The sequence below is a fragment of the Corynebacterium sp. HMSC034B08 genome (assembly GCF_001835805.1).
GTDB lineage: Bacteria > Actinomycetota > Actinomycetes > Mycobacteriales > Mycobacteriaceae > Corynebacterium > Corynebacterium coyleae.
On the sequence record NZ_KV825930.1, the window covers coordinates 1 to 22,104 of the forward strand.

The 22,104-nt window shown below is 62.2% G+C and carries 23 protein-coding genes and 1 pseudogene; 13 read left to right on the forward strand and 11 right to left on the reverse strand.

Annotated elements, in window-relative coordinates:
- Positions 1-170 precede the first annotated feature (170 nt).
- Entirely contained in the window at positions 171-1,682 is a 1,512-nt protein-coding gene (locus HMPREF2656_RS02915; protein ID WP_070421670.1) for a recombinase family protein, read from the reverse strand.
- 18 nt (positions 1,683-1,700) lie between these two features.
- The gene (ychF, locus tag HMPREF2656_RS02920; RefSeq protein WP_070452600.1) at positions 1,701-2,789 is read right to left on the reverse strand and encodes a redox-regulated ATPase YchF; all 1,089 of its coding nucleotides are present in this window, start codon (positions 2,787-2,789) and stop codon (positions 1,701-1,703) included.
- An 83-nt stretch (positions 2,790-2,872) separates the two neighbouring features.
- Here ychF and HMPREF2656_RS02925 point away from each other — a divergent pair, with 83 nt between their 5' ends.
- From HMPREF2656_RS02925 to HMPREF2656_RS02935, 3 genes are read left to right on the forward strand one after another with little or no spacing between them, the layout of a single operon-like run.
- Positions 2,873-4,249 (forward strand): AI-2E family transporter, encoded by a 1,377-nt coding sequence (locus tag HMPREF2656_RS02925; RefSeq protein WP_070815817.1) that lies wholly within the window; start codon positions 2,873-2,875, stop codon positions 4,247-4,249.
- A 31-nt stretch (positions 4,250-4,280) separates the two neighbouring features.
- On the forward strand, positions 4,281-5,330 hold the full coding sequence (locus tag HMPREF2656_RS02930; protein WP_070815818.1) for a DNA recombination protein RmuC: 1,050 nt from the start codon (positions 4,281-4,283) through the stop codon (positions 5,328-5,330).
- Between the two features lie 11 nt (positions 5,331-5,341).
- A complete protein-coding gene (locus HMPREF2656_RS02935; protein ID WP_180949987.1) occupies positions 5,342-6,019 on the forward strand; it encodes a DUF6542 domain-containing protein in 678 nt (225 codons plus the stop codon).
- Between the two features lie 53 nt (positions 6,020-6,072).
- Here the strand turns inward: HMPREF2656_RS02935 and HMPREF2656_RS02940 are convergent, their stop codons facing one another.
- A complete protein-coding gene (locus HMPREF2656_RS02940; RefSeq protein WP_070452591.1) occupies positions 6,073-7,044 on the reverse strand; it encodes a 4-hydroxy-3-methylbut-2-enyl diphosphate reductase in 972 nt (323 codons plus the stop codon).
- A gap of 103 nt (positions 7,045-7,147) precedes the next feature.
- On the opposite strand from HMPREF2656_RS02940, the gene xseA reads away from it, so the two are divergent.
- On the forward strand, positions 7,148-8,422 hold the full coding sequence (xseA, locus tag HMPREF2656_RS02945; protein ID WP_246815459.1) for an exodeoxyribonuclease VII large subunit: 1,275 nt from the start codon (positions 7,148-7,150) through the stop codon (positions 8,420-8,422).
- 42 nt (positions 8,423-8,464) lie between these two features.
- A complete protein-coding gene (locus tag HMPREF2656_RS02950; RefSeq protein ID WP_070421676.1) occupies positions 8,465-8,734 on the forward strand; it encodes an exodeoxyribonuclease VII small subunit in 270 nt (89 codons plus the stop codon).
- A gap of 10 nt (positions 8,735-8,744) precedes the next feature.
- Here the strand turns inward: HMPREF2656_RS02950 and HMPREF2656_RS02955 are convergent, their stop codons facing one another.
- Complete coding sequence (locus HMPREF2656_RS02955) at positions 8,745-9,317, reverse strand: DUF4245 domain-containing protein (protein WP_083279348.1); 573 nt, start codon at positions 9,315-9,317, stop codon at positions 8,745-8,747.
- 142 nt (positions 9,318-9,459) lie between these two features.
- Here HMPREF2656_RS02955 and glpX point away from each other — a divergent pair, with 142 nt between their 5' ends.
- Positions 9,460-10,470 (forward strand): class II fructose-bisphosphatase, encoded by a 1,011-nt coding sequence (gene glpX, locus HMPREF2656_RS02960; RefSeq protein WP_070452585.1) that lies wholly within the window; start codon positions 9,460-9,462, stop codon positions 10,468-10,470.
- 53 nt (positions 10,471-10,523) lie between these two features.
- On the opposite strand, the gene HMPREF2656_RS02965 is transcribed toward glpX, so the two are convergent.
- Positions 10,524-11,216: a CPBP family intramembrane glutamic endopeptidase gene (locus HMPREF2656_RS02965; RefSeq protein ID WP_070815819.1), complete on the reverse strand. Its 693-nt coding sequence runs from the start codon at positions 11,214-11,216 to the stop codon at positions 10,524-10,526.
- Positions 11,217-11,319: 103 nt separating this feature from the next.
- Between HMPREF2656_RS02965 and HMPREF2656_RS02970 the strand changes: the two genes are divergently transcribed.
- From HMPREF2656_RS02970 to HMPREF2656_RS02985, 4 genes are all read left to right on the forward strand, one after another.
- Positions 11,320-12,720, forward strand: coding sequence for a class II fumarate hydratase (locus HMPREF2656_RS02970; protein WP_070815820.1), 1,401 nt, complete (start codon positions 11,320-11,322; stop codon positions 12,718-12,720).
- 66 nt (positions 12,721-12,786) lie between these two features.
- Positions 12,787-13,290 (forward strand): hypothetical protein, encoded by a 504-nt coding sequence (locus HMPREF2656_RS02975; protein WP_070452576.1) that lies wholly within the window; start codon positions 12,787-12,789, stop codon positions 13,288-13,290.
- Positions 13,291-13,317: 27 nt separating this feature from the next.
- A complete protein-coding gene (locus HMPREF2656_RS02980) occupies positions 13,318-13,926 on the forward strand; it encodes a TetR/AcrR family transcriptional regulator (RefSeq protein ID WP_070815821.1) in 609 nt (202 codons plus the stop codon).
- Positions 13,920-15,479, forward strand: a complete 1,560-nt coding sequence (locus HMPREF2656_RS02985) for an MDR family MFS transporter (protein ID WP_070421682.1) — start codon at positions 13,920-13,922, stop codon at positions 15,477-15,479. The genes HMPREF2656_RS02980 and HMPREF2656_RS02985 overlap by 7 nt, the downstream gene beginning before the upstream one ends.
- A 66-nt stretch (positions 15,480-15,545) precedes the next feature.
- On the opposite strand, the gene HMPREF2656_RS02990 is transcribed toward HMPREF2656_RS02985, so the two are convergent.
- Together HMPREF2656_RS02990 and HMPREF2656_RS02995 are read right to left on the reverse strand one after the other, a co-directional pair.
- On the reverse strand, positions 15,546-16,154 hold the full coding sequence (locus HMPREF2656_RS02990) for a hypothetical protein (protein WP_070421683.1): 609 nt from the start codon (positions 16,152-16,154) through the stop codon (positions 15,546-15,548).
- Between the two features lie 25 nt (positions 16,155-16,179).
- Positions 16,180-16,800 (reverse strand): LysR family transcriptional regulator substrate-binding protein, encoded by a 621-nt coding sequence (locus HMPREF2656_RS02995; protein WP_070815822.1) that lies wholly within the window; start codon positions 16,798-16,800, stop codon positions 16,180-16,182.
- Here HMPREF2656_RS02995 and HMPREF2656_RS03000 point away from each other — a divergent pair.
- Positions 16,799-17,211, forward strand: a pseudogene (locus HMPREF2656_RS03000) (DUF5997 family protein). The gene HMPREF2656_RS02995 and the pseudogene HMPREF2656_RS03000 sit on opposite strands and share 2 nt — an antisense overlap.
- Here the strand turns inward: HMPREF2656_RS03000 and glyA are convergent.
- Complete coding sequence (gene glyA, locus HMPREF2656_RS03005; RefSeq protein WP_070421697.1) at positions 17,208-18,500, reverse strand: serine hydroxymethyltransferase; 1,293 nt, start codon at positions 18,498-18,500, stop codon at positions 17,208-17,210. The pseudogene HMPREF2656_RS03000 and the gene glyA overlap by 4 nt on opposite strands.
- A 112-nt stretch (positions 18,501-18,612) precedes the next feature.
- Between glyA and coaA the strand changes: the two genes are divergently transcribed.
- Positions 18,613-19,536, forward strand: a complete 924-nt coding sequence (coaA, locus tag HMPREF2656_RS03010; protein ID WP_070421685.1) for a type I pantothenate kinase — start codon at positions 18,613-18,615, stop codon at positions 19,534-19,536.
- 11 nt (positions 19,537-19,547) lie between these two features.
- Here the strand turns inward: coaA and HMPREF2656_RS03015 are convergent, their stop codons facing one another.
- Genes HMPREF2656_RS03015 through mca form a run of 3 tightly spaced genes read right to left on the reverse strand, consistent with a single transcriptional unit; the run spans position 19,548 to position 21,528 of the window.
- A complete protein-coding gene (locus HMPREF2656_RS03015; RefSeq protein WP_070482580.1) occupies positions 19,548-20,327 on the reverse strand; it encodes an isoprenyl transferase in 780 nt (259 codons plus the stop codon).
- A 20-nt stretch (positions 20,328-20,347) separates the two neighbouring features.
- Positions 20,348-20,647 carry a hypothetical protein gene (locus HMPREF2656_RS03020; protein ID WP_070452565.1) on the reverse strand — a complete coding sequence of 100 codons (300 nt, stop codon included), beginning with the start codon at positions 20,645-20,647 and terminating at the stop codon, positions 20,348-20,350.
- Positions 20,647-21,528: a mycothiol conjugate amidase Mca gene (gene mca / locus HMPREF2656_RS03025; protein WP_070421688.1), complete on the reverse strand. Its 882-nt coding sequence runs from the start codon at positions 21,526-21,528 to the stop codon at positions 20,647-20,649. Before mca ends, HMPREF2656_RS03020 begins: the two co-directional genes overlap by 1 nt.
- Positions 21,529-21,630: 102 nt before the next feature.
- Between mca and HMPREF2656_RS03030 the strand changes: the two genes are divergently transcribed.
- A complete protein-coding gene (locus tag HMPREF2656_RS03030) occupies positions 21,631-22,080 on the forward strand; it encodes a DUF4307 domain-containing protein (RefSeq protein WP_246815458.1) in 450 nt (149 codons plus the stop codon).
- Positions 22,081-22,104: the final 24 nt, after the last annotated feature.

Here is a 22,104-nt window from a genome sequence, read left to right on the forward strand (position 1 = left end):
ATTTTGTCGCTTAACCCCATACTTCCTGCGAACGCCACGGTTGAGCAGTGTCGCCCCCGATACACGAAGGCAGATCTCCCCCGAACTGCCGGCTCCCGTGGCGTTCCTTCGTAAGAGCTTTGCGCGCCGCAGCGCATGCGCGCGATTGTTGACGTGTCACACACTGCAACCTAGTTCCACACGATCTGCACCGATTCAGGGTTAAAGGTCTTGGTGCCGCGCACGCCACGGCGCAGGCGCACCTGGCACAGGGTATTGATGACTCGGCGCTGCACGGCAAGCTCTGCGTTGTCGAAGGCATCCACGGGCGAGGCGTAGCCGGTTGTGTCGAGCAGCGCCGATGCGCCAGCAAGACGGGCACGGCGCGTTTCGAGTTTCTCGATCTGCGGCTCATAACGGTTTCGCGCGCGCTTGAGGTCACGGGCCTCGATAAGCTCCTCATCGTAGTCAGCCTGGACGCGGGCGAGCTTTGCGCGAAGCTCAGCGAGTTCGTCGTCGATGGCGTTGACCTCGTCGTCGTCCACAGTCGGCAGCAGGTCCGCCAGGTCGTCACGGCCAAGGCGGGCGCGGATCACGGCGAGCACAAAATCATCGACGCTATGTGTGCGCACTAATCCACAGGCGGCGCAGCGGTAGCGGTCGGCATGTGTGCGCACGGGGTTGCCACACTCGTCGCAGACATACAGACCCGAGCCGAGATGGCGGCGAGTGTTCCGGCGCTCCTTGTTGGTCAGCCGGTCGGGATCGTCGAGCACGTTCTGCACGCGCCACCACAGATCTGGTGTGACGATCGGCTCCCACTGCCCTTTCACCGGCTCGCCGGTATCGGGGTCGCGGACGATATGCGTGACACGGCGGTATTTGTTCTTCACGCCTTTGCGCTTGGCCTTCTTATAAGTGGAGTAACCCGCATACACGGGGTTGCGCAGGATCGAGTGCAACGACGTGTAGGCCCACGGCTGCGCGTCGGGAACCGGCTTTTCTTCCTGGCCTTCAGCGCGGCGTCGAGCGTTGCGCTCTGTGACCACGGTGTACATATGGCGCGGCGTGGTCGGGATATCCGGCAAGCCCGGTTGATCGACCCCAGATAAGGCGCGCGCAATGTCGCGCATGGAGTTGCCCCTCTCGACAGCGCGGAACATACCGAGCACGGCGGCGGCTTCGGATGGAATGATCTCGCCGGTGGAGGTGTAGCCGATAGGGCGCACACCGCCGGAGTACCAGCGGCCCTGCTCGGCGCGTTGCTGTTGCGCACGAGACTGGCGCATGCTCTTTCGCTCGATCTCGCCGCGTGCCACGGCTGCTTTGATGCGCGCGTACATTCTGCCGCCGTCGGTGGCAAGGTCAGCATCACCGTTCGCAGTGACGAGTTTCAGCCCCTGCTCCTCTGCCCTGTCGATCCACTCTTCGAGCTGCCAGGGCTGCCGTGTGAGGCGGTCGAGGTCCCAGCAAATGATCGCGTCGATCTCGCCGCGCTCAAAGGACGCCACCATCGCGTCGTAGTCGGGGCGGTCCACGTCCTTCTTCGACGCGGAGATCGACTGATCGACGTAGGTATGCACGACGTCCCAGCCGCGTTGCTCGGCAAGGGCTTCGCAGTCCTGGCGCTGCCGGTCGATGGCGAGGCCGTCCATGGCAGCATCTAACGAGATACGGAGGTAAATAGCAGCGCGCGTAGTCATACGCTACTCATAGCGTATTTAGGTTACATTGAAACGAAACTCCACCACGTCGCCGTCGACCATGACGTAGTCCTTGCCTTCCTGACGGACCTTGCCGGCGGCGCGGGCCTCGGCCATGGAGCCGAGCGCGTCCAGGTCTTCGAAGCCGACGATCTCGGCCTTGATGAAGCCCTTTTCAAAGTCGGAGTGGATCACGCCTGCGGCCTTCGGGGCGGTGTCCCCCTTGTGGATGGTCCAGGCGCGAGCCTCCTTCGGGCCCGCGGTGAGGTAGGTCTGCAGGCCGAGGGTGTCAAAGCCGGCCTTGGCCAGGGTCTTCAAACCTGGTTCGTTTTGGCCGACGGCGGCGAGGAGCTCGGCTGCGTCTTCGTCGTCAAGTTCGAGCAGCTCGGTTTCGGTCTGGGCGTCGAGGAACACAGCCTCGGCCGGGGCGACGAGTTCGCGCAGTTCCTGTTTCTTCGCCTCGTCGGTCAGCACGGCTTCGTCGGAGTTGAAGACGTAGAGGAACGGCTTGGCGGTCATCAGGTGCAGGTGGTGCAGCAGTGCCAGGTCGATATCGCCGGTCTTGGAGGCGGCGAAGAGGGTGCGGCCGTCTTCGAGAATGGCCTGGGCCTTCTTAGCCTCCTCGGCCTGGTCGGCGACGTCCTTGTCCTTGCGGCCTTCCTTCTCCAGGCGTGGCAGGGCCTTTTCGATGGTCTGCAGGTCCGCGAGGATCAGCTCGGTGTTAATCACGTCGATGTCCGAGGACGGGTTGACCTGGCCGTCGACGTGGATGACGTTGTCGTCGGAAAACGCACGCACCACCTGGCAGATCGCGTCCGCCTCACGGATGTTGGCCAAGAAGGCGTTACCCATGCCCTCGCCCTCGGACGCGCCCTTGACGATGCCGGCGATGTCCACGAAGGACACGGTTGCTGGCAGCACGCGCTCCGAGTCGAAGATCTCCGCCAGCCGATCCAGGCGCGGATCCGGCAGCTCCACCAGGCCGATGTTCGGCTCGATGGTGGCGAACGGGTAGTTAGCGGCAAGCACCTCGTTGCGCGTCAGCGCATTAAACAAGGTGGATTTACCGACGTTGGGCAGACCGACAATTCCAAGAGTAAGGCTCACGGCGCTCCATCCTATCCCACGTTGTGGCGCTGGTTGTGAGGGGTTCGTCGCAAAGCAATGTGCAGTGGGGCACAATAGTTCGCGTGACCGCTCCGAATCAGACTGCAGACAAGCGCGACGACCGCGTCGATCGCATCGTGGTGTTTAACGCCTGGGTTTCCTCCGGGGCGAAGTTTACGCTGCGCCTGCTGGTCATCGCGCTGTTTTTCTTCGCAATCGGCAAGCTCATCGGCGCCTTTTGGGTCGGCGTGTTGCCTGCGGTGCTCGCGCTGATTGTGTGCACGGTGCTTGCCCCGGTTGCGAGCTGGCTGCGCAACCATAAGTTCACCGACGGCATCGCGGCCATGGTGACCATGTTGCTGTTCTTCGGCGTGCTGGCAGCCCTCGGCATGATCGTCGCCCCCGATATTGTGGGCCAATCGCGGCTGCTGTACATCCAGGCGCTCGAGGGTGTGCAGCGCCTGCAGTTGTGGGCGCAGGGTCCACCGCTGAACGTGAATCCGGAGAACCTGAACGAGGGTGTCGACGAAATCACGCGGTGGGTCCAGAACCAGGCCGGCGCCATCGCCGGTGGCGTGTTCTCCGGCATCAACACCGCGGCAGGCCTGTCGGTGACGCTGATGGTGCTGTTCGTGCTGACCTTCTTCTTCCTGAAGGACGGCCACCGCTTCCTGCCGTGGCTGCGCGGCGCGACGGGCGGACGCACGGGACTCCACTTCACGGAACTGTTGACCCGCGCTTGGAACACCCTGTCGGGCTTCATCAGGGCGCAGGCGGTGTGTTCCCTCATCGATGCGCTGGTGATCGGCATCGGCATTGCCATCGTCGGCGTTCCCATGGCGTTCACGCTTGCGATTATTACGTTCGTTGCAGGCTTCATCCCGATCGTCGGTGCGGTGGTCGCGGGCGCGCTGGCGGTCCTGATCGCACTGGTCACGCTCGGGTTCACCAAGGCCCTGATCGTGCTCGGCATCGTCCTGGCCACCCAGCAGCTTGAGGGCAACGTGCTCTCTCCCCTGCTGCAGTCCAAGGCGATGAACCTGCACCCGGTGATCGTGCTGATCTCCGTGACCGTCGGCGGCGGCCTCTTCGGCCTCATGGGCGGCTTCCTCGCGGTACCAGCGGCGGCGATGATTGCTGTGGTGTACCGCTACGTGCTGGATATCCTGCGCATCAACGCCGGCGAGGTCCGTGCCGAGGACCTCACCTTCGCCACTCCGGAAGGCAAGCTCATTGCGGAAATCGACGAGGCCGAGTCTGTACACAAGCGCGAGGCGTGGCGTGGCGAGCGTGACTGGGTGAACGCTCCGCAGACCCCCGAAGAGGACGTGCAAGAAGGTGATGAGGACAAGGAGTCGCCCCACTTCGCGTCGAACAGCTTGAAGAAGTTGCGCGAGGTAGGCAATCGCACCATCTTGCGCCGCAGGGAGTTCGAACATAAAAGCGAACCCGGCGAGTAGTGTGTCGTGCCGGGGTGGTTAGATCTCCGGCATGCAAACCTCCACGGTCTTTCTCATCCTTGCAACGGGTCTCCTCGCCGGGTTTATCGTCGGGGTGTTCACCGGCGTGGCGTGGTTTCGTCGCTCTGCGCCACAGCCGGCGCCGCCGCAGGATCTACGCCCCGTCGCTCGCGCGTTGAAGGACATGCGTGAGCAGATTGATGCGATGGATAAGCAGCAGGCGGTGGCGTCGTCGGCAATCGCAGGGCAGGTGCAGGCGATCGGGCGCACCTCCGCGCGCCTCGGTGACCGCACCGATCAACTCATCACTGCGCTGCGCTCCCCGCAGACGCGCGGGCGTTGGGGCGAGATGCAGCTGGAGCGCGTCGTGGAGCTCGGAGGCATGCTCGAACATGTCGACTTTGATACGCAGGCGCACATGCGTATCGACGACACCCGGGTCCGCCCCGACATGATCATCCGCCTCACCCAGGGCCGAAACATCGTGGTGGACGCGAAAGTTCCGTTCGGCTCTTACCTCGACGCGCTGAACACAGACGATCCTGAGGAACACGAGGCCCACCTGCGCCGCCATGCGCATTTGTTGCGTTCGCATGTGGATACGTTGTCGGGCAAGGCCTACATTGAGGCGTTTCAACCCACCCCGGAGTTTGTTGTGTTGTTCGTTCCGGCGGACCCGTTTTTGGACGCTGCCTTGGGGCTTGACCCGCAACTCCTGGACTATGCGTTCTCCCGAGACGTGGTCATCGCCACCCCGACCACACTGTTTGCGCTGCTACGCACAGTGGCACTGGGGTGGCGGCAGGAAGCTATCAACGCGTCCGCGAAGGAGGTGCAGCGCCTCGGTGCGGAACTGCATCAGCGTTTATCGACGATGGCCCGCCACTACAACAAAGTCGGCGCCTCATTAGAAAAGGCGGTGGAGGCCTATAACTCCACGTTGGCGTCGATGGATTCCCGCGTGATGGTGACGGCCCGCAAGCTTGAGGAGGCCCATGTTCCCGTACGGCGGGAGCAGGCGCCCGAGCTGAATCCGGTTTCAACGCGTGCCCGGCACATGGCGGAGGACAATGACAGGTAAGCTGCGTCAGCGTGTCACATCTTTCGAGCCGGAGCCATTCCCCTACGTCCGCCACCTTTGTTGGGTTGCCGACGGGGTCTGGCCTCGGCATCGTGTTCGCCGCCCTGTTCACCGGCGTGCTGCTGTCGCTGTCCGCAGGTGTAATTTCGTGGCCCTTTCTTGCGCTGTATGCCCTCGCGGTCATCGTGGTGACCACGTTGGTGAACCCGAAGGGGCTTTCCCTGACGGTGACGAGCGCACCATTAATGTTTGTCGCCGCGCTGGTGGCCACGGGTTACTTCATGTCGCGCGAGAGCCTGTCGGCTGGCGGCGCGAGCGCTAAGACTGCACTGCTCGGTATCGCGTACCCGGTGGCGGAGTACTTCCCGGTGCTGTTTTTCACCACCGCGGGCTCGCTGCTTATCGCTGCGGTACGGCTGCGACTGATCCGTCGGCAAAACGATGCGATTCGCCGACGCGAAACCGCCCAGCGGACCTCGCAGAACCGCAGCAACCGTCGCACAAATTCTCAAGGGCGGAGGGCTCGCGAGCAGGCTCGGTCGGTTCCTGTGCAGGAGTTGTTGGAGCGGGCGAAGTCGGAGGGGGCGCGTCGTCGCAAGGCAAATGCGAGTGGCTCGCGTAGATCCGGAGAAACCGGTGGTTCTTCACGTGCGGTTCACCGCCTCGGCGAGGACTTGTACAAAGGCTAAAGGCCTTGTCCCGATGTCAACGGGGCAAGGCCTTTGGTCGTTCTCGGCGGGGTTTATGCCTCGAGCGGTGCCTCGCGGCGCGGCAGGCGCAGTTCGCGCGGCAGGGAGAACGTGATGGTCTCCACGGTGGTGGTGACCTCTTCCACGTCGCCGTAGCCCTTCTCCCCCAGGTAGTCGAGCAGTTCGCGGACGAGGATGTCCGGCACCGACGCGCCGGAGGTCACGCCGACGGTGTTGACACCGTCGAACCAGGCATCGTCGACCTGGTGGGCGTAATCGACCAGGTAAGCATTCTGCGCACCGGCCTCGAGGGCAACCTCGACGAGGCGTTTCGAGTTGGACGAGTTCTGGGAGCCAACCACGATGACCAGGTCACTTTGGGGCGCGATCTTCTTCACGGCAGCCTGGCGGTTCTGGGTGGCGTAGCAGATGTCGTCGCTTGGCGGGTTCTCCAGATTCGGGTAGCGCTCGTGCAGTTTGTTGACGATCTCCATGGTCTCGTCGACAGACAGCGTCGTCTGGGACAGCCACACCAGCTTCTGCCCCTCCGGGAAGTCCGGCAGGCGGTCGACGCCGTCGACGCCGTCGACGAGGTGGGTGATGTCCGGAGCCTCACCTGCGGTGCCTTCGACCTCTTCGTGGCCTTCGTGGCCGACGAGCAGGATGTGGTAGCCGTCGCGGGCGAAGCGCTTCGCCTCGTTGTGCACCTTGGTCACCAGCGGGCAGGATGCGTCGAGGGTGTGCAGGCTGCGTTCCTGAGCGGATTCGCGTACTGCCGGCGATACACCGTGGGCGGAGAATACGAGGTGGGATCCTTCAGGGACCTCGTCGGTTTCGTCGACGAAGATCACGCCGCGGTCTTGCAGCGTCTCCACGACGTATTTGTTGTGCACGATCTCTTTGCGCACGTAGACGGGGGCGCCGTACTTCTCTAGCGCCTTTTCTACGGTCTCCACGGCGCGGTCCACGCCGGCACAGTATCCGCGTGGGGACGCGAGTAGCACTTTCTTACCCTGATCAGTCATGGAACCAACCCTAACGAATCTACGTCAAAAACAGTAGGCGGGTAATTCGTGCCCGCCGGGTACTGTTTACCTGGCAGAAATACTGGGGAGAAAGGAGCATCGCGTGGCAGAAACACAAGGTGTGCAAGGTGCGCAGAGTGCACCGCCGAAAAGCACGCCGGAAACGCCGTGGTCTGTGGCCAAGCTCAATAACTCCGTGAAGAGCTGGATCGACCGGCTGGGTTGGCTGTGGATTGAAGGCCAGCTCACGCAGATTAATACGAAGCCGTCGTGGCGGTTGTCGTATATGACGTTGCGGGATACGCAGGAGCAGGTGTCGGTGCAGTTGACGGCGGAGACGTCGCTGCTCACCGGCATGGCTGTGCCGTTGAAGGACGGCGACCGCGTGGTGGCGTATGGCAAGCCGACCTTTTATCAAGGCCGTGGCTCGTTTTCGATGAAGGTGGCGGAGATCCGCCACGTTGGCGCAGGCGAGCTGTTGGCGCGCATTGAGGCGTTGCGTAAGCAGTTGGCGGCCGAGGGCCTGTTTGATCCGGCGCGGAAGCGTCCGCTGCCCTACTTGCCGAAGAAGGTGGGCCTGATTACGGGGCGAGGTTCAGCTGCGGAGCGTGACGTGGTCACGGTGGCGCAGGGGCGTTGGCCGCAGGTGAACTTTGAGATCATCAACACGCCAGTGCAGGGGCCGACGACCGTGCCTGCGGTGATCGAGGCACTGCAGGTGCTGGATCGCGATCCGGACGTGGAGGTGATCATCATCGCCCGCGGCGGCGGTTCGGTTGAGGACTTGTTGCCGTTTTCGGAGGAGGCCCTGCAACGCGCGGTGGCGGCCGCTGGCACACCTGTCATTTCGGCGATTGGCCACGAGCCGGATAACCCGGTGCTGGACAATGTGGCGGATGTTCGCGCCGCCACCCCGACCGATGCTGCGAAGCGTGCCGTGCCGGATGTTGTGCAGGAGCGTGCGCTTATCGACGAAGCACGTGCCCGCATGTCCGCCGCCCTGCGCGGATGGGTGCAGCGGGAACGAAACGGCCTCGCGTCGATTCGCACCCGTCCTGCCCTAGCGGATCCGATGATGGCGATCACGCGCCGCCGCGAGGAAGTGGAGCGCGCCCAGGCGTTGATCCGCCGCGACATTTCCCATGTGCTGCAGCGTGAGAACCAGCAGGTCTCGGCGTTGCGCGCGCAGGTGTCGGCGCTCGGCCCCTCTGCAACCTTGGCCCGTGGTTACGCCGTGGTGCAGGTGGTTCCGCGCGACCACTCTGGCCCTGAGGTTGTGACCTCTATTGATCAGGCTCAGCCCGGCGCGCAGCTGCGTATCCGTGTCGGCGATGGCTCGATTACCGCCGCTTCGATGTCCACCACTCCCGCTGATTAATGCAACCAGCTGAAGTCAACTAAGAACGTTTAAGGAACACTCATGACAGACAACACGTTTGGATCCGGCCAGGCGAACGACAATGCTTTCCCGGACCCGGAGACGCTGACCTACGAGCAGGCTCGCGATGAGCTTGTGGAGACGGTGAAGATTTTGGAGCTCGGCCAGATGAGTTTGGACGAGTCGTTGAAGTATTGGGAGCGCGGTGAGGCGCTGGCGAAGCGGTGCGAGGTGCTTCTCGACGGCGCTTCGAAGCGCGTCGAAGAAGCCATCAGCACCCGTCAGGTCAGCGGGCAGGCTCCTGAGCAGTAAGTACTAGAAGCTACTGGGGTGTGATCGGAGTAGCCTTCAGCGCTGCGCTGATGAGCTCTTCGAACTCGTCCGTGCTGCCTGCGCCGGTGACGACGAAGCGTGCGTCGCCGGCGTCCACAATCCACAGGTCGCGGACCTCGCGTTCGTCGCTGGTGTAGACCTCGACGTCGGTGTCGTCGATACGCACTGTGCGATCGAGCATGCGGTTGTCGGCGTTGGAGGCCTGGAGCGCCGCATCCTTATCGACGCCAGTCTGGGTGAGTTGCAGGTAGCCACGGTTCGGGGTGACCCACCCGACGACGGGTGCCGAGTTGCCGGCAAGCATGCTGCGGCGCGCCGAGTTGGTGGTCCAGCCTTCTGGCATCTGCGGGTAGCGCACCGGGTAGTTCACCGCACGCGCCTCGAGGTCGAGGAACGCTTCTGCGTCGACCTCCTGCACGGGGCCGGATTCTGGGGCGCCGGGGTTGAAGGAGCACAGCCCGGTCGCGCCGACAGCGACGAGCATGAGCACCACAATGAGCACGGCGTTGATTGCCATGTCTCGGCCGTTTTGGAAGATGCGGGGTTTCTTGTCGTTTGCCACGCGTTTCAGTATGTCATGAGCCACCTGCACCCCAGAACGGGCGGGCTTCTCCCCCGTAAAGGTGGGCGATACCAACACTTCGGCGTGTGGAAGTGCCAGAATAGAGGGGTCGATTTTTGTCCTCTGGAGGAAGGCCCCCGCGATGACTGAACAGTCTGATCTTGTCCCTGACCGCAACCTAGCAATGGAGCTCGTCCGTGTGACGGAGGCGGCAGCGCTCGCCTCCGGCCGTTGGGTGGGTCGCGGACAGAAGAACGAGGGCGACGGCGCCGCCGTGAACGCGATGCGCAAGATGATCAACTCCGTGGAGATGGACGGCGTGATCGTGATCGGCGAAGGCGAGAAGGACGAGGCCCCGATGCTGTTCAACGGCGAGCAGGTTGGCACCGGCCGTGGTGCTGCGGTGGATATCGCCGTTGACCCGGTAGATGGCACCCGCCTGATGGCAGAGGGTCGCCCGAACGCGATTTCTGTTATTGCTGCCGCGGATCGTGGCTCCATGTTCAACCCGCAGGACGCGTTCTACATGAACAAGATTGCTGTCGGCCCGGAGGCGGTCGGAGCGATTGATATCACCGCTTCCGTAGAGGACAACATCAAGTCGGTTGCAAAGGCGAAGGGCGTTCGTCCGGCTGACATCACGGTTGTTGTGCTGGATCGTCCGCGCCACGACAAGCTTGTCGAGGAAATCCGTGCCGCCGGCGCCAAGGTTCGCTTCATCATGGACGGCGACGTCGCCGGCGCAATTGCTGCCGCTCAGGACAACAGCTCCATCGACATCGCCATGGGCATCGGCGGCACCCCGGAAGGTGTTGTCACCGCATGTGCGCTGAAGTGCCTCGGGGGCGACATCCAGGGCATGCTGGCCCCGCAGTCCGACGAGGAGCGCGAGAAGGTACTCGCCGCTGGCCACGACCTGGATCGTGTCCTTGGCATCAACGACCTGGTCACCTCTGATAACTGCTACTTCGCCGCTACCGGCGTGACCAACGGTGACATGCTGCGTGGCGTGACCTACCGCAAGTCTGGCGCCACCACCCGTTCGCTGGTGATGCGTTCGAAGTCCGGCACCGTGCGCTACGTCGAATCCCAGCACCAGCTGGCCAAGCTGCAGGACTACTCGGTGGTCGATTACTCCGAGCCAACCAAGTAGAACCTGACTTTTGCCCCGCGCCTTCTCAGCGAAGAGCGCGGGGCTTTGTCGTTCTAGAACAAGGCTCCAATGACTGCTGCGCTAGCCGCGAAGTTGTTGGCTACGTGCACGATGAAACTCGCAGTGATGCCGCCGTGGAACCGTGCGACCAGTGCGAGGCCGATGCCGCAGAAGAATGTGTAGACGATCACGGGTGGCGCGATATGGGCTGCAGCAAAGATGACGGAGGTGAGCAGCACGCTCGCTGCTGCCGGCATGAGCGTGTCAAAGTACCCCATGAGCACACGGCGGAACACAATCTCTTCAATCACTGGCCCGAGCAGCAGATAACCGGCAAGCAAGATGAGCACCGGCGCCACACTTCCGGCTTCTTTGGCTAAGTCATCTGCGGTTGAGCCTCCGCCTGGTTCCATCCCGATCAGCGAGCCGACGATAGCGCTCGACGCAGCGGCCCCGACGATCACTGCCGGAACTTGCCACAGCACATGCCAGCCTCGACTCCCTAGCCGCGTAAACCCCAGCTCGAGTCCGCGACTTTTCATGTAGCGGATAAGCAGCACCAAGGGCACAACGATGGCAATGAGAACCGCGAGAGGCAGCATGCTGATCGCGACGGTGCGGGACACGTTCGCGTGCACCAACAGCAGACCCTGTCCCGCCAAAAGGGCGTACATAATGGCCATTGCCGCCAACGCCACCAGCGCATCCCTCAATGCGGGGGCCTTTTGTGTCCGGTTTTCAGACATTACAGCTCCTCATTTTTGTTATCTGGGGCATAATCGATCTTTGGAAAGGCACGAGCGCACTTTAGCGTGCGTGGCGTGCATGGGATAGAAGTAAAGGACAATCATGGCTGATCAGGAATACCGCATCGAACATGACACGATGGGCGAGGTCAAGGTGCCCGTCGACGCTCTCTGGCGCGCCCAGACGCAGCGTGCTGTGGAGAACTTCCCAATCTCCAGCCGCGGCCTTGAGGCCCAGCAGATTCGCGCACTTGGTCTGCTGAAGGCTGCGTGTGCTCAGGTGAACAAGGACCTGGGCAAGCTGGACGCTGAGAAGGCGGACGCGATCATCGCTGCTGCGAAGGAGATTGCGGACGGCAAGCACGACGACCAGTTCCCGATCGATGTGTTCCAGACCGGTTCCGGCACCTCGTCGAACATGAACACCAATGAGGTCATCGCGTCCATCGCGAAGGCGAACGGTGTTGAGGTTCACCCGAACGACCATGTGAACATGGGCCAGTCCTCTAACGACACCTTCCCGACCGCTACTCACGTTGCTGCCACCGAGGCTGCCGCAAACGATCTCATCCCGGCACTGAAGGTGCTCCAGGAGTCCCTGGAGAAGAAGGCGAAGGAGTGGCACGAGGTTGTGAAGTCGGGCCGCACCCACTTGATGGATGCCACCCCGGTCACCTTGGGTCAGGAGTTCTCCGGCTACGCACGCCAGATCGAGCTGGGTGTCGAGCGCGTCGAGGCGACCCTGCACCGTCTGGGCGAGCTGGCCATTGGCGGCACCGCTGTGGGCACCGGCATCAACACCCCGGCTGAGTTCGGCGGCAAGGTCACCGAGGAGCTCAAGAAGCTCACCGGCCTGGATGAGCTCTCCGAGGCAAAGAACCACTTTGAGGCGCAGGCGAACCGCGACAGCCTGGTGGAGTTCTCCGGCGCGATGCGTTCCGTGGCGGTCTCCCTGTACAAGATTGCGAACGATATCCGCCTGATGGGCTCGGGTCCGCTGGCTGGTTTCGCTGAGATCCACCTGCCGGATCTGCAGCCGGGCTCCTCGATCATGCCGGGCAAGGTCAACCCGGTGCTATGCGAGACCGCAACTCAGGTTTCCGCACAGGTCATCGGCAATGACGCTGCTGTGGCGTTCGGTGGCACCCAGGGCCAGTTCGAGCTCAACGTGTTCATCCCGATGATGGCGCGCAACGTGCTCGAGTCCTCCCGCCTGCTGGCAAACACCTCCCGTCAATTCGCCACCAGGCTTGTTGATGGCATCGAGCCGAACGTCGAGCACATGCGCGAGCTCGCCGAGTCGTCCCCGTCGATCGTGACCCCGCTGAACTCTGCAATTGGTTACGAGAACGCAGCCAAGATTGCCAAGCACGCGATCAAGGAAGGCATCACCATCCGTCAGGCCACCATCGACCTTGGTTTCGTCGATGGTGAGAAGCTCACCGAGGAGGAGCTGGACAAGCGCCTCGATGTGCTGTCCATGGCCAACACCGACCGAAACTAGGCCGTAGCTCGCACCTAGCTAGAATCTGCCCCCAGCACTTCACTTCAACATGCTGGGGGCTTTTTCATGCCTGATTCTTTCTCCGAGCTTCGCACTGCCGGTGGCCCGAATAAGCCGTGGGTCGTCGGTGGTGTGCTTGCGCTGATCGTCGCCGTGATCGGTGTCGCGCTTGCGGCCGCGTATTGGTACGCCAATCCGAAGCCCGAGCCGACCAACGAGGTCCCCGAAACCGTCACGGTGACGGCGCAACCGCAGTTGCGTGACGACGACACCAGCTCCCCCACAGGCACCTACACCGGAACCCTGAACAGCCTAGAGGACAACGCGAAGGTAAAGGCGTGGCCTGCGGTGGCGACGTTCGGTGGCGGTACTGCGTCGGTGACGTATCCGTTGACCGGATGCACCGCACTGATCGGTGAGGACGGTGCGTCGGTGCCGTTGACGAAGCCGTGTGGGGATGGTTCGGGGCGGTGGGTCGTCGAAAAGCAAGAGCCCGGGATTGTGAAACTGACGTACTTTGAAGGCGAAAAAGCGCTGGTAGAAGGGGAACTCTCCGCCGGTTTGCCTTAACGTGCACCGGGTGTAATATTGCACCCCGTGCAAAATGAAGGAATTCGGGAACAGAAGCGCCGCGAGACGCTACGGCGCATCCGCAACGAGGCGGCGGCGCTTGTCGACAAGCGTGGCTACGACAACGTCACCGTCGACGACATCTGCCGCGAGGCAGGCATCTCCCGGCGAACCTTCTTCAACTATGTGGAATCTAAGGACGAGGCGATCTTGGGACCGTTTCCGTTCACCCTCGACGAGGACGCGCTGGACGCGATCCGCACGACCCAAAGCGACAACGTGCTGGTGCTTGTCATTCGTTCCATCGTGGTTGAACCGGGCCGGTTTGACGGTCCGGTGGCGAAGTGTCGTCGTCAATTGTTGGAGAACAACCCGGGCTTGATGCACGCCGAAGCCGCCCGAAAGCGCGGATTCCTCACCGAAATTGGTCGCTCCATCCGCGCCCACTTTGAAACCTTCCCGCAGGACCGCAAGCATTCGGGATCGCTGGAGGCGGAAGCACTATTCATCGTCGTGCTATTTCAAGGGGTCGTGACCAGGTACCTCTGGGCGCCGCCCGATGAAGGAGACCCAATCGAGCAGCTCATCGAATACGCCAAAGACATCACGAATTACGCAAAGGACATGACATGGTAGACAACCGCGCGGGACGCCACCCGCTTCAAGCCACTCCCCCGAACGTCGGCGTCGTGTTCGCCGCCCTGCTGCTGACCATGCTGATGAGTTCGCTGGGCCAGATGATCTTCGCCACGGCCCTGCCGACCATTGTTGGTGACCTCGGCGGCGTGGACCACATGAGCTGGGTCATCTCCTCGTTCTTGGTCACGATGACCATCGCGATGCCTATCAACGGCAAGCTTGGCGACGTATTGGGCCGCAAGTGGCTCTACATCACCGGCATCGGCCTGTTCGTAATCGGCTCCGCCATCGGCGGCTTTGCTAACACCATGGAGCTGCTCATCATCGGCCGCGCCATCCAAGGCCTCGGCGCGGGCGGCATGATGGTGAACTCGCAGTCCATCATCGCGGAAGTCGTTCCTGCTCGCGAGCGCGGCAAGTACATGGGCGTGATGGGCGCAGTATTTGGTGTGTCCTCGGTGCTCGGTCCGGTCCTCGGCGGCTGGTTTACCGACGGCCCCGGCTGGCGTTGGGCGCTCTGGATGAACATCCCGCTCGGCCTGCTCGCCATGACGGTATGCACCAAGGTGCTGAAGCTGCGCCGCGGATCCGCCAAGGGCATGAACTTTGACTACATCGGTACCACGCTGATGATCGTGGCCACCACGTCGCTGATCCTCACCACCACATGGGGTGGCACGCAGTACGACTGGACCTCCCCGACCATCATCGCCACCAGCGCTATCGCTGTGATCGCTGCCGTGCTGTTCGTGATTGTCGAGCTGCGCGCGACTAACCCGCTGATCCCCATGGGGCTGTTCCGCAACCGCAACATGGTGCTGACCACCCTGGCGGGCACGGTGCTTGGCCTCGGGATGACCAGTGCTCTCGCCTACCTCCCGACGTACTTGCAAATGGTGCACGAACTGACCCCGACCGACGCGGGCCTTATGATGCTGCCGATGGTGCTCGGCATGCTCGGCACCGGCACGGCAGTCGGCTTCATCATCTCTCGCACCGGCCGCTACAAGATGTACCCACTGTCCGGCATGCTCATTACCACCGTGGGACTGTTCCTGTTCTCTCGGCTGAGCGTGGACACGTCGCTGACCGTGCTCGGGATCTACATGTTCATCTTCGGTTTCGGCCTTGGTCTGGTCATGCAGGTTCTTGTGCTCATCGTGCAGAACTCGTTCCCACTCGCCCAAGTGGGCACCGCAACGTCGACGAACAACTTCTTCCGCCAGATCGGCTCCGCTATCGGCGCCTCCCTGTCCGGCTCGTTGTTCATTCACAACATGCGCGAAAAGCTGGAGGAGCGCCTGCCGGAAGCTCTGGCGAAACTCGGCGAAGAAGGTGCTGCGCTAGGCAAGCAATTCGGTGAGGGTGCCGCGAACTCGCTAACCCCGAGCAGCGTGGCGCAACTGCCCCAGCCGGTGAAGGAAGTCGTGCTGTCGAGCTACAACGACGGCCTTACCCCCGTGTTCCTCCTCATGGTGCCGCTGGCCATCATCGCGTTCGTGATCCTCCTGCCGGTCAAGGAAGACCCACTCAAGGAAGATTTGAGCTAACCGGGAAACGAAAACGGCCCGGCCCCTCACATGGGGCCGGGCCGAACGCCGTTACATGGGCGCGGTTTACTTCTCGGTGATCACCGCGGCGAACGGCTCGCCTTCGCCAGCACGGGTCCAGTTGATGGAGCCGCGCTCGAACTCCTGGGTCCAGCCGGACTCGTCCGGGTTAGCAGCCTCCGGAGCCAGCGGGAAGCCCAGCTTCTTATCCACGTTGACGTCGGTCATCCACTCGTTGGCAATCTGACCCCAGGTCGGTGCGCCACCGGTGTTCTCATTCCAGGTGACGTAGTGCTCCTGGTCGTACGTAACGATCCAGCCTTCGTCGACCTGCTCAACCTTCATCGGCTCGCCCCAGGACGGCTCAGCAAACTTATCCATGGCAGCAACGACGCCAGCCGGAACCATTGCGGTGCCGCCGTCAGCAGTTGTAATCTCCTCGGTCGCCTCGGTGCCCTCGCCCGCAGCGCCGGTGGAGTCCGCGGAATCGGTTGCGGAAGCGTCAGCGGTTTCCGTCTTCGCAGCCGCAGTCTCAGTCTCTACGTTCGTCTCAGTAGCGGTGGTCTCCACAACCTCGGTCTCTGCCGCGGTGTCGTCGTCGTTAGAGCACGCAACTAAACCGGTAGCAGCCAGGGCTACAGCAGCGGCGGAAGCAGCGATCTTACGGGAAAACATAATTTGTCATACCTTTCATGTTGATTTAGGTGCGTCGCCCATTATGGGTGCCGCGCGAACGTCGAGTCTTCTTCCCACCCGATCGGGGGTGTGATGTGGTACGCGACGACCTGGGAGTTCTCCCCTTCGTAATACCAACAAAGTCCTGGATAGCGTCACAATCGTCCGATTTCCGCCACACGAGCGCAACCGTCGTGGTATTAACGCCTTCCCCCGGGTCGATCGGCAGCGCCTTAATCTGCTTCTTCGCAAGCGTCTTCAGCAACGGCAACGGCCCGTAGGCGATGCCGACGTTTGCGGCGACAACGGAAAGGGCGGTACGCAGATCGTCGATAAGCGTCTGCTCTGCGTACTCGAAATTCACAATCTCTTCCGCAAGATCCCCGCGATCAACCTCCCCCACCTCCGCATAAACGGAGTCCTTTGGCACTGCCACGCCCCAGGCCTCCTCGTAGAGCCGGACCACGTGGTATTCGTCCGTGACCCGCTCGTCCGGAAGCCTGACCAGCGCCGCGTCCGCATCCTTGCCGACGAGGGGAAACGGATCATCCGACGGCAATGTCGCAGGGTCCTCGCCCGACATTTGGGCATAGCGGCGGAACCATTTGCCGGGTTCAGTACCGGTGACGAACGCGATGGTGAGCATGGCAGGTAATGCTACCGTTTTGGGCATGAGTGAACAGACCCCATCCGGCACCGCAATGAAGCCGATGACCGCGGCGAAAAAACTCGGTATCTACCTTCCCGCCACTCCACAGGAGTTCCAGGACGGCGCCATCACCCACGCCGAACTGCGCGAACTGCAGGAAACCCGCCCGCCTGGCTGCAAGAACTGCGCCTCAACGGCCCGCACCCCCGTACCGAGGTCGCACGCAAGCTCGGCATCTCGGTGACCGCGCTGAAAGCAGCCGGCGTTGAGCAGTCGATGACCACGGAGCAAATCCGCGCGCTTCTCGACGACCAACCGGACTGGCTACAAAAAGCCCGCGCCGCTCTCGCAGAGCAGCGCGGGCACAATGTCGACACCGCAAGCGCCGCCGACGGCCAGAACGACTAGAGCATCTTCCAGTCTTCAAGGCCCGGGTACAGCGGGTACTTCTCCGCCAGGGCCTCGACACGGGCGCGCAGCGCCGGGATATCAGCCTTCTCGCCCTGGATCAGGGTCTCGGCGATGATGTCGGACACCTCGCGGAAGTCCTCCTCGCCGAAGCCACGGGTAGCAAGCGCCGACGTGCCGATACGCAGGCCAGAGGTGACCTTTGGCGGGCGCGGGTCGAACGGCACCGCATTGCGGTTGACCGTGATGCCTGCGGCGTGCAGGAGGTCCTCGGCCTGCTGGCCATCCATCGGCGAGTTACGCAGGTCCACCAGCACGAGGTGGACGTCGGTGCCGCCGGAGACAACGTCGATGCCGGCAGCCTTCGCGTCCTCGCTGGTAAGGCGCTCGGCCAGGATCTTCGCACCGTCGATGGTGCGCTGCTGACGGTCCTTGAACTCCTCCATGCCCGCGATCTTGAACGCGGTCGCCTTCGCAGCGATGACGTGCATGAGCGGGCCACCCTGCTGACCAGGGAAGACGGCGGAGTTGATCTTCTTGTTCAGCTCCTCATCGTTGGTCAGGATGAAGCCGGAACGTGGGCCACCCAGCGTCTTATGCACCGTGGAGGACACCACGTGCGCATGCGGGACCGGCGACGGGTGCAGGCCAGCCGCAACCAGGCCGGCGAAGTGGGCCATGTCAACCCACAGGTAGGCGCCGACCTCGTCCGCGATCGAGCGGAACTCAGCGAAGTCCTCGTGGCGCGGGTAGGCGGACCAGCCGGCGATGATCACCTTCGGCTTGACCTCGCGAGCCTGCTCACGCAGCTTGGCCATATCGATGAGGTGGGTGTCCTTCTCTACCTCGTACGCTGCCACGTTGTAGAGACGGCCGGAGAAGTTGATCTTCATGCCGTGGGTCAGGTGGCCGCCGTGAGCCAGGTTCAGGCCCAGGATGGTGTCACCCGGCTCCGCCAGTGCCATTAGCACAGCGGCGTTCGCCTGCGCACCGGAGTGTGGCTGCACGTTTGCAAACTTTGCACCGAAGACTTCCTTGGCACGCTCCTGTGCCAGGGTCTCCACAACGTCCACGTGCTCGCAGCCACCGTAGTAGCGCTTGCCCGGGTAGCCCTCGGCGTACTTGTTGGTCAGCACAGAACCCTGTGCCTCAAGTACGGCGCGCGGAACGAAGTTTTCAGACGCAATCATTTCGAGGGTGTTGCGCTGGCGCGCTAGCTCGTCGACAATCGCGGCGTGAACTTCGGGGTCAAAAGTAGCCAGATCCTGGTAACGGAAATCTTCAGACACGTCCACCGGGTCCTTTCTCGTTCAGTCGTAGTTACCGCTTCGAAGTATATGTAAGCAACCCGGGTGTTATGTCGAATTCCATGCACAGGATCCAAGGTGAAACAATAGGGCCATGCCACGTGTCGATTCTTCGCCTTACCTCGATTTTCACCGCGAGGACTGGCGCAAACGTCGTGCCACCATGCCACAGGTGCTCACCGAAGATGAGCTCACCAAACTCGCAGGCATCGGTGAGAGCCTCGATCTGCAAGAGGTCGAAGACATTTACCTACCGCTGTCGCGCCTGATCCACCTGCAGGTACGAGCGCGCCAGAAACTGACCAAAGCCACCGAAACGTTCATCGGCGGCGATCCGGGGCATGTGCCGTTCATCATCGGGCTTGCAGGCTCGGTCGCAGTAGGCAAATCAACCACCGCGCGTGTGCTGCAGGTGCTACTTCAGCGCTGGGACTCCCACCCCCGCGTCGACCTGATCACCACTGACGGGTTCCTGCACCCCTCCGCAGTGCTCAAGGAGCGCGGTTTGATGGCGCGCAAAGGCTTCCCTGAGTCTTACGACCGCCGCAACCTCATGCGATTTGTCACCGAGGTGAAGTCCGGTCAGCCCCTGGTCAAGGCTCCGATCTACTCCCACGAGGCCTACGACATTCTCCCGGACGAGTACATCGAGGTACGCCAGCCAGACATCTTGATTCTGGAGGGCCTCAACGTATTGCAGACCGGCCCAACGCTGATGGTGTCGGACCTGTTCGACTTCTCCATCTATGTCGATGCCAAGACCTCCGACATCGAGCACTGGTACATCGAGCGCTTCCTCAAACTGCGCGATACCGCATTCCAGGAGCCCGGCGCACACTTTGCTCACTACGCAGGTCTTGACGACGCGCAGGCGACCTACGCCGCACGCGAAATCTGGCAGTCCATCAACCTGCCAAACCTGGTGGAAAACATTCTGCCCACGCGGGTGCGCGCATCGCTTGTGCTGCGCAAGGATTACGACCACACCGTTCAGCGCGTCCGCATGCGCAAGCTGTAATTCGCCAGGTTTTACTTGCCAAAGCGGCGGGAGCGCTGCGAATAGTCGCGCAGTGCTCGCAGGAAGTCGATCTTGCGAAACGCTGGCCAGTACGTATCCGTGAACCAGATTTCGGAGTACGCGGCCTGCCACAGCAGGAATCCGGAAAGACGCTGCTCACCGGAGGTGCGGATCACCAGATCTGGGTCGGGCTGGCCCTTGGTGTAGAGGTGTTCAGCGATGGACTCGACCGTCACCGCCTCTTTGATTTCGGCGGGGGTTGCGCCGGCGGCTGCGGTGTCGTCGATAAGCGCACGCACCGCGTCCACGATCTCCTGGCGCCCGCCATAGCCCACCGCAATATTCACGGTCAGCCCGGCTTTCTCGGTAGTGGTAGCGGCGCTTTCTCGCATGCGTGCTGCCACATCGTCCGGCAGCAGGTCCAGTTGGCCGACCAAGCGCACGCGGCAGGTGTAATCCTCGGTGGCGAGGTCCTCGATGACTTCGGAGATGATGTCGAAGAGCAGCTCCACCTCCTCCGAGGTGCGCTGAAGGTTCTCGGTGGAAAGCAGGTAAATCGTGAGAACATCGACATCCATTTCCGCAGACCAGCGAACCAAATCGCCAATCTTCGCGCCGCCGACCCTGTGGCCGTGGGAAATGTCCTTAAACCCCGACTCGCGAGCCCAGCGACGGTTCCCGTCAGCCATCACGGCGATGTGCTTCGGGCGTTTCTTTCCACGCAGCTCACGCTTAAGTCGTGCTTCGTACAGCTGGTACAGCGGGTAGCGCAGTTTGGAGAGGACAGACACAACGTTGATTCTAGCGGGGCTTAAAAGGTGCGCTTCTTACGCTGGTCGGCAACGCCAGCCTTCGCCATGGCCTCGTCGATAGCTTTCTCGTCGAAAGGATCAATGCCATGCGCCTCAGCAAATGCTTGACGACGACGGAACCGGGAGAAACGCCGGTGAAACGCATACCCAATCGACAAGACAACGACCGCGAGGCAGACAAGCAGCAGCAGCCCAATCGGCGACGCCTTGCCAAAGTCCGGACCAGCCGGGGTCTCCCCCGGCGACTGCGCCAGGACCAGATCAACGGTTGCGGCGGCGTTGATGAAGTTGGCGAACACTACTCCTCCTCAGCACCGGCATCGATACCGGCAAACAAGTCATCTTCAGGCAAGGTGGTCTCCACCCGGGTACGTGCGAGCTCGAATTCTTCCGTCGGCCACACCTTTTGCTGGTCCGCCACCGGGCTGGCCAAAAACGCCCCTGCCGGATCGATCTGGGTGGCGTGAGCAGTCAGCGCCTGCTCACGTTGTCCAAAGTAGTCGGCGCACTCCACTTGGGTGGTCACGCGGTCAAACACATCCCCCTCGGCTTCCTCCCAGCGCTTGATCATGAGCTCGTAGGGGCTCTTCTCACCGCGTTCGAACAACGCCTCTTGCAGCAGCTTCATGCGCTGGAGGATGAAACCATGCGTGTAGTAGAGCTTCAGCGGTGTCCACGGCTCGCCGGCTTCTGGCGCAAACGAGGCGTCACCCGCCTTCTCCCACGCAATCATCGAAATCGCGTGAACCATGAGATGGTCCGGGTGCGGGTAGCCACCGTTTTCGTCGTAGGTAATGATGACGTGCGGTTTGAACTCGCGGATCTCCTCCACGATCTTCACCGCAACCTCTTCCGGGTCCTGGACCGCAAATGACCCCTCCGGCAGCGGCGGCAGCGGGTCCCCCTCGGGCAGGCCGGAGTCTTCGTAGCCCAGCCAAACGTGTTCCACACCAAGCGCCTCGACGGCACGCGCCATCTCCTCGTGGCGCACGGCCGTCATGTTTTCGAGCACCCCAGGGCGGTCCATCGCAGGGTTCAAAATGTCCCCACGTCGTCCGTCGGTACAGGTCACCACCTTCACACGGTTCCCTTCGGCAGCGTATTTCGCCATGGTCGCCGCACCCTTCGAGGACTCATCGTCCGGGTGAGCGTGGATCGCCATCAGACGCAGACCAGCCACTCGTACTCTCCAACTTTTGTAGGGGTGTTGTTAGAACTTCGGAACATCTTAGTACCATCCCAGTTAAGTCCCTATCCCCCTTGTTATTGCGAGGTTGCATCCGTGTCCACTCCAGTGCGCCGTCCGTCGCAACGCTATAGCTCCGGCAAGAGCGACGGCGTGAGCGGCAAAGTGGTCGCAGTCGCCGCTGTGCTCATCGCCATCGCGTTCATCTTCTTCGGCGCCCGAACGATCATCGACAGGATGGACCGTCCCGTCACCGCTGAATTTATTTCGCAGGAACATATCGACGACTCAACCGGCCGGCTTTGGATCGACGTGACCCGCAAGGACCCGTCGGTACCGGCCTATTGCATCGTCACTGCGGTGGATTACTCCCACGCTGAGGTGGGTCGCCGCGAGGTGATCCTTCCTGCCGGCGGGGAGAAGCACCAGCGCATCCCGGTGGACCTGCCGCTGCGTGAACCGCTCGTTTCCGGCCGCATCTACGGCTGTTCCGAAAATCTGCCGTTCTACATGGACCCGGAGAGCAAATTTTACGACGCCCGCTAGCACACGGGCTGCGTACTACCATGT

Excerpts from the sequence above, each read along its gene's own strand:
- coaA (WP_070421685.1), top strand. The coding sequence starts at position 18,613 with ATGCCACGTGTCGATTCTTCGCCTTACCTCGATTTTCACCGCGAGGAC.
- HMPREF2656_RS02940 (WP_070452591.1), bottom strand. The coding sequence starts at position 7,044 with ATGACTGATCAGGGTAAGAAAGTGCTACTCGCGTCCCCACGCGGATAC.
- HMPREF2656_RS02930 (WP_070815818.1), top strand. The coding sequence starts at position 4,281 with ATGCAAACCTCCACGGTCTTTCTCATCCTTGCAACGGGTCTCCTCGCC.
- HMPREF2656_RS02970 (WP_070815820.1), top strand. The coding sequence starts at position 11,320 with ATGGCTGATCAGGAATACCGCATCGAACATGACACGATGGGCGAGGTC.
- HMPREF2656_RS02965 (WP_070815819.1), bottom strand. The coding sequence starts at position 11,216 with ATGTCTGAAAACCGGACACAAAAGGCCCCCGCATTGAGGGATGCGCTG.
- glpX (WP_070452585.1), top strand. The coding sequence starts at position 9,460 with ATGACTGAACAGTCTGATCTTGTCCCTGACCGCAACCTAGCAATGGAG.
- HMPREF2656_RS02975 (WP_070452576.1), top strand. The coding sequence starts at position 12,787 with ATGCCTGATTCTTTCTCCGAGCTTCGCACTGCCGGTGGCCCGAATAAG.
- HMPREF2656_RS02995 (WP_070815822.1), bottom strand. The coding sequence starts at position 16,800 with ATGCTCACCATCGCGTTCGTCACCGGTACTGAACCCGGCAAATGGTTC.
- HMPREF2656_RS02990 (WP_070421683.1), bottom strand. The coding sequence starts at position 16,154 with ATGTTTTCCCGTAAGATCGCTGCTTCCGCCGCTGCTGTAGCCCTGGCT.
- HMPREF2656_RS02950 (WP_070421676.1), top strand. The coding sequence starts at position 8,465 with ATGACAGACAACACGTTTGGATCCGGCCAGGCGAACGACAATGCTTTC.
- HMPREF2656_RS02915 (WP_070421670.1), bottom strand. The coding sequence starts at position 1,682 with ATGACTACGCGCGCTGCTATTTACCTCCGTATCTCGTTAGATGCTGCC.
- HMPREF2656_RS02985 (WP_070421682.1), top strand. The coding sequence starts at position 13,920 with ATGGTAGACAACCGCGCGGGACGCCACCCGCTTCAAGCCACTCCCCCG.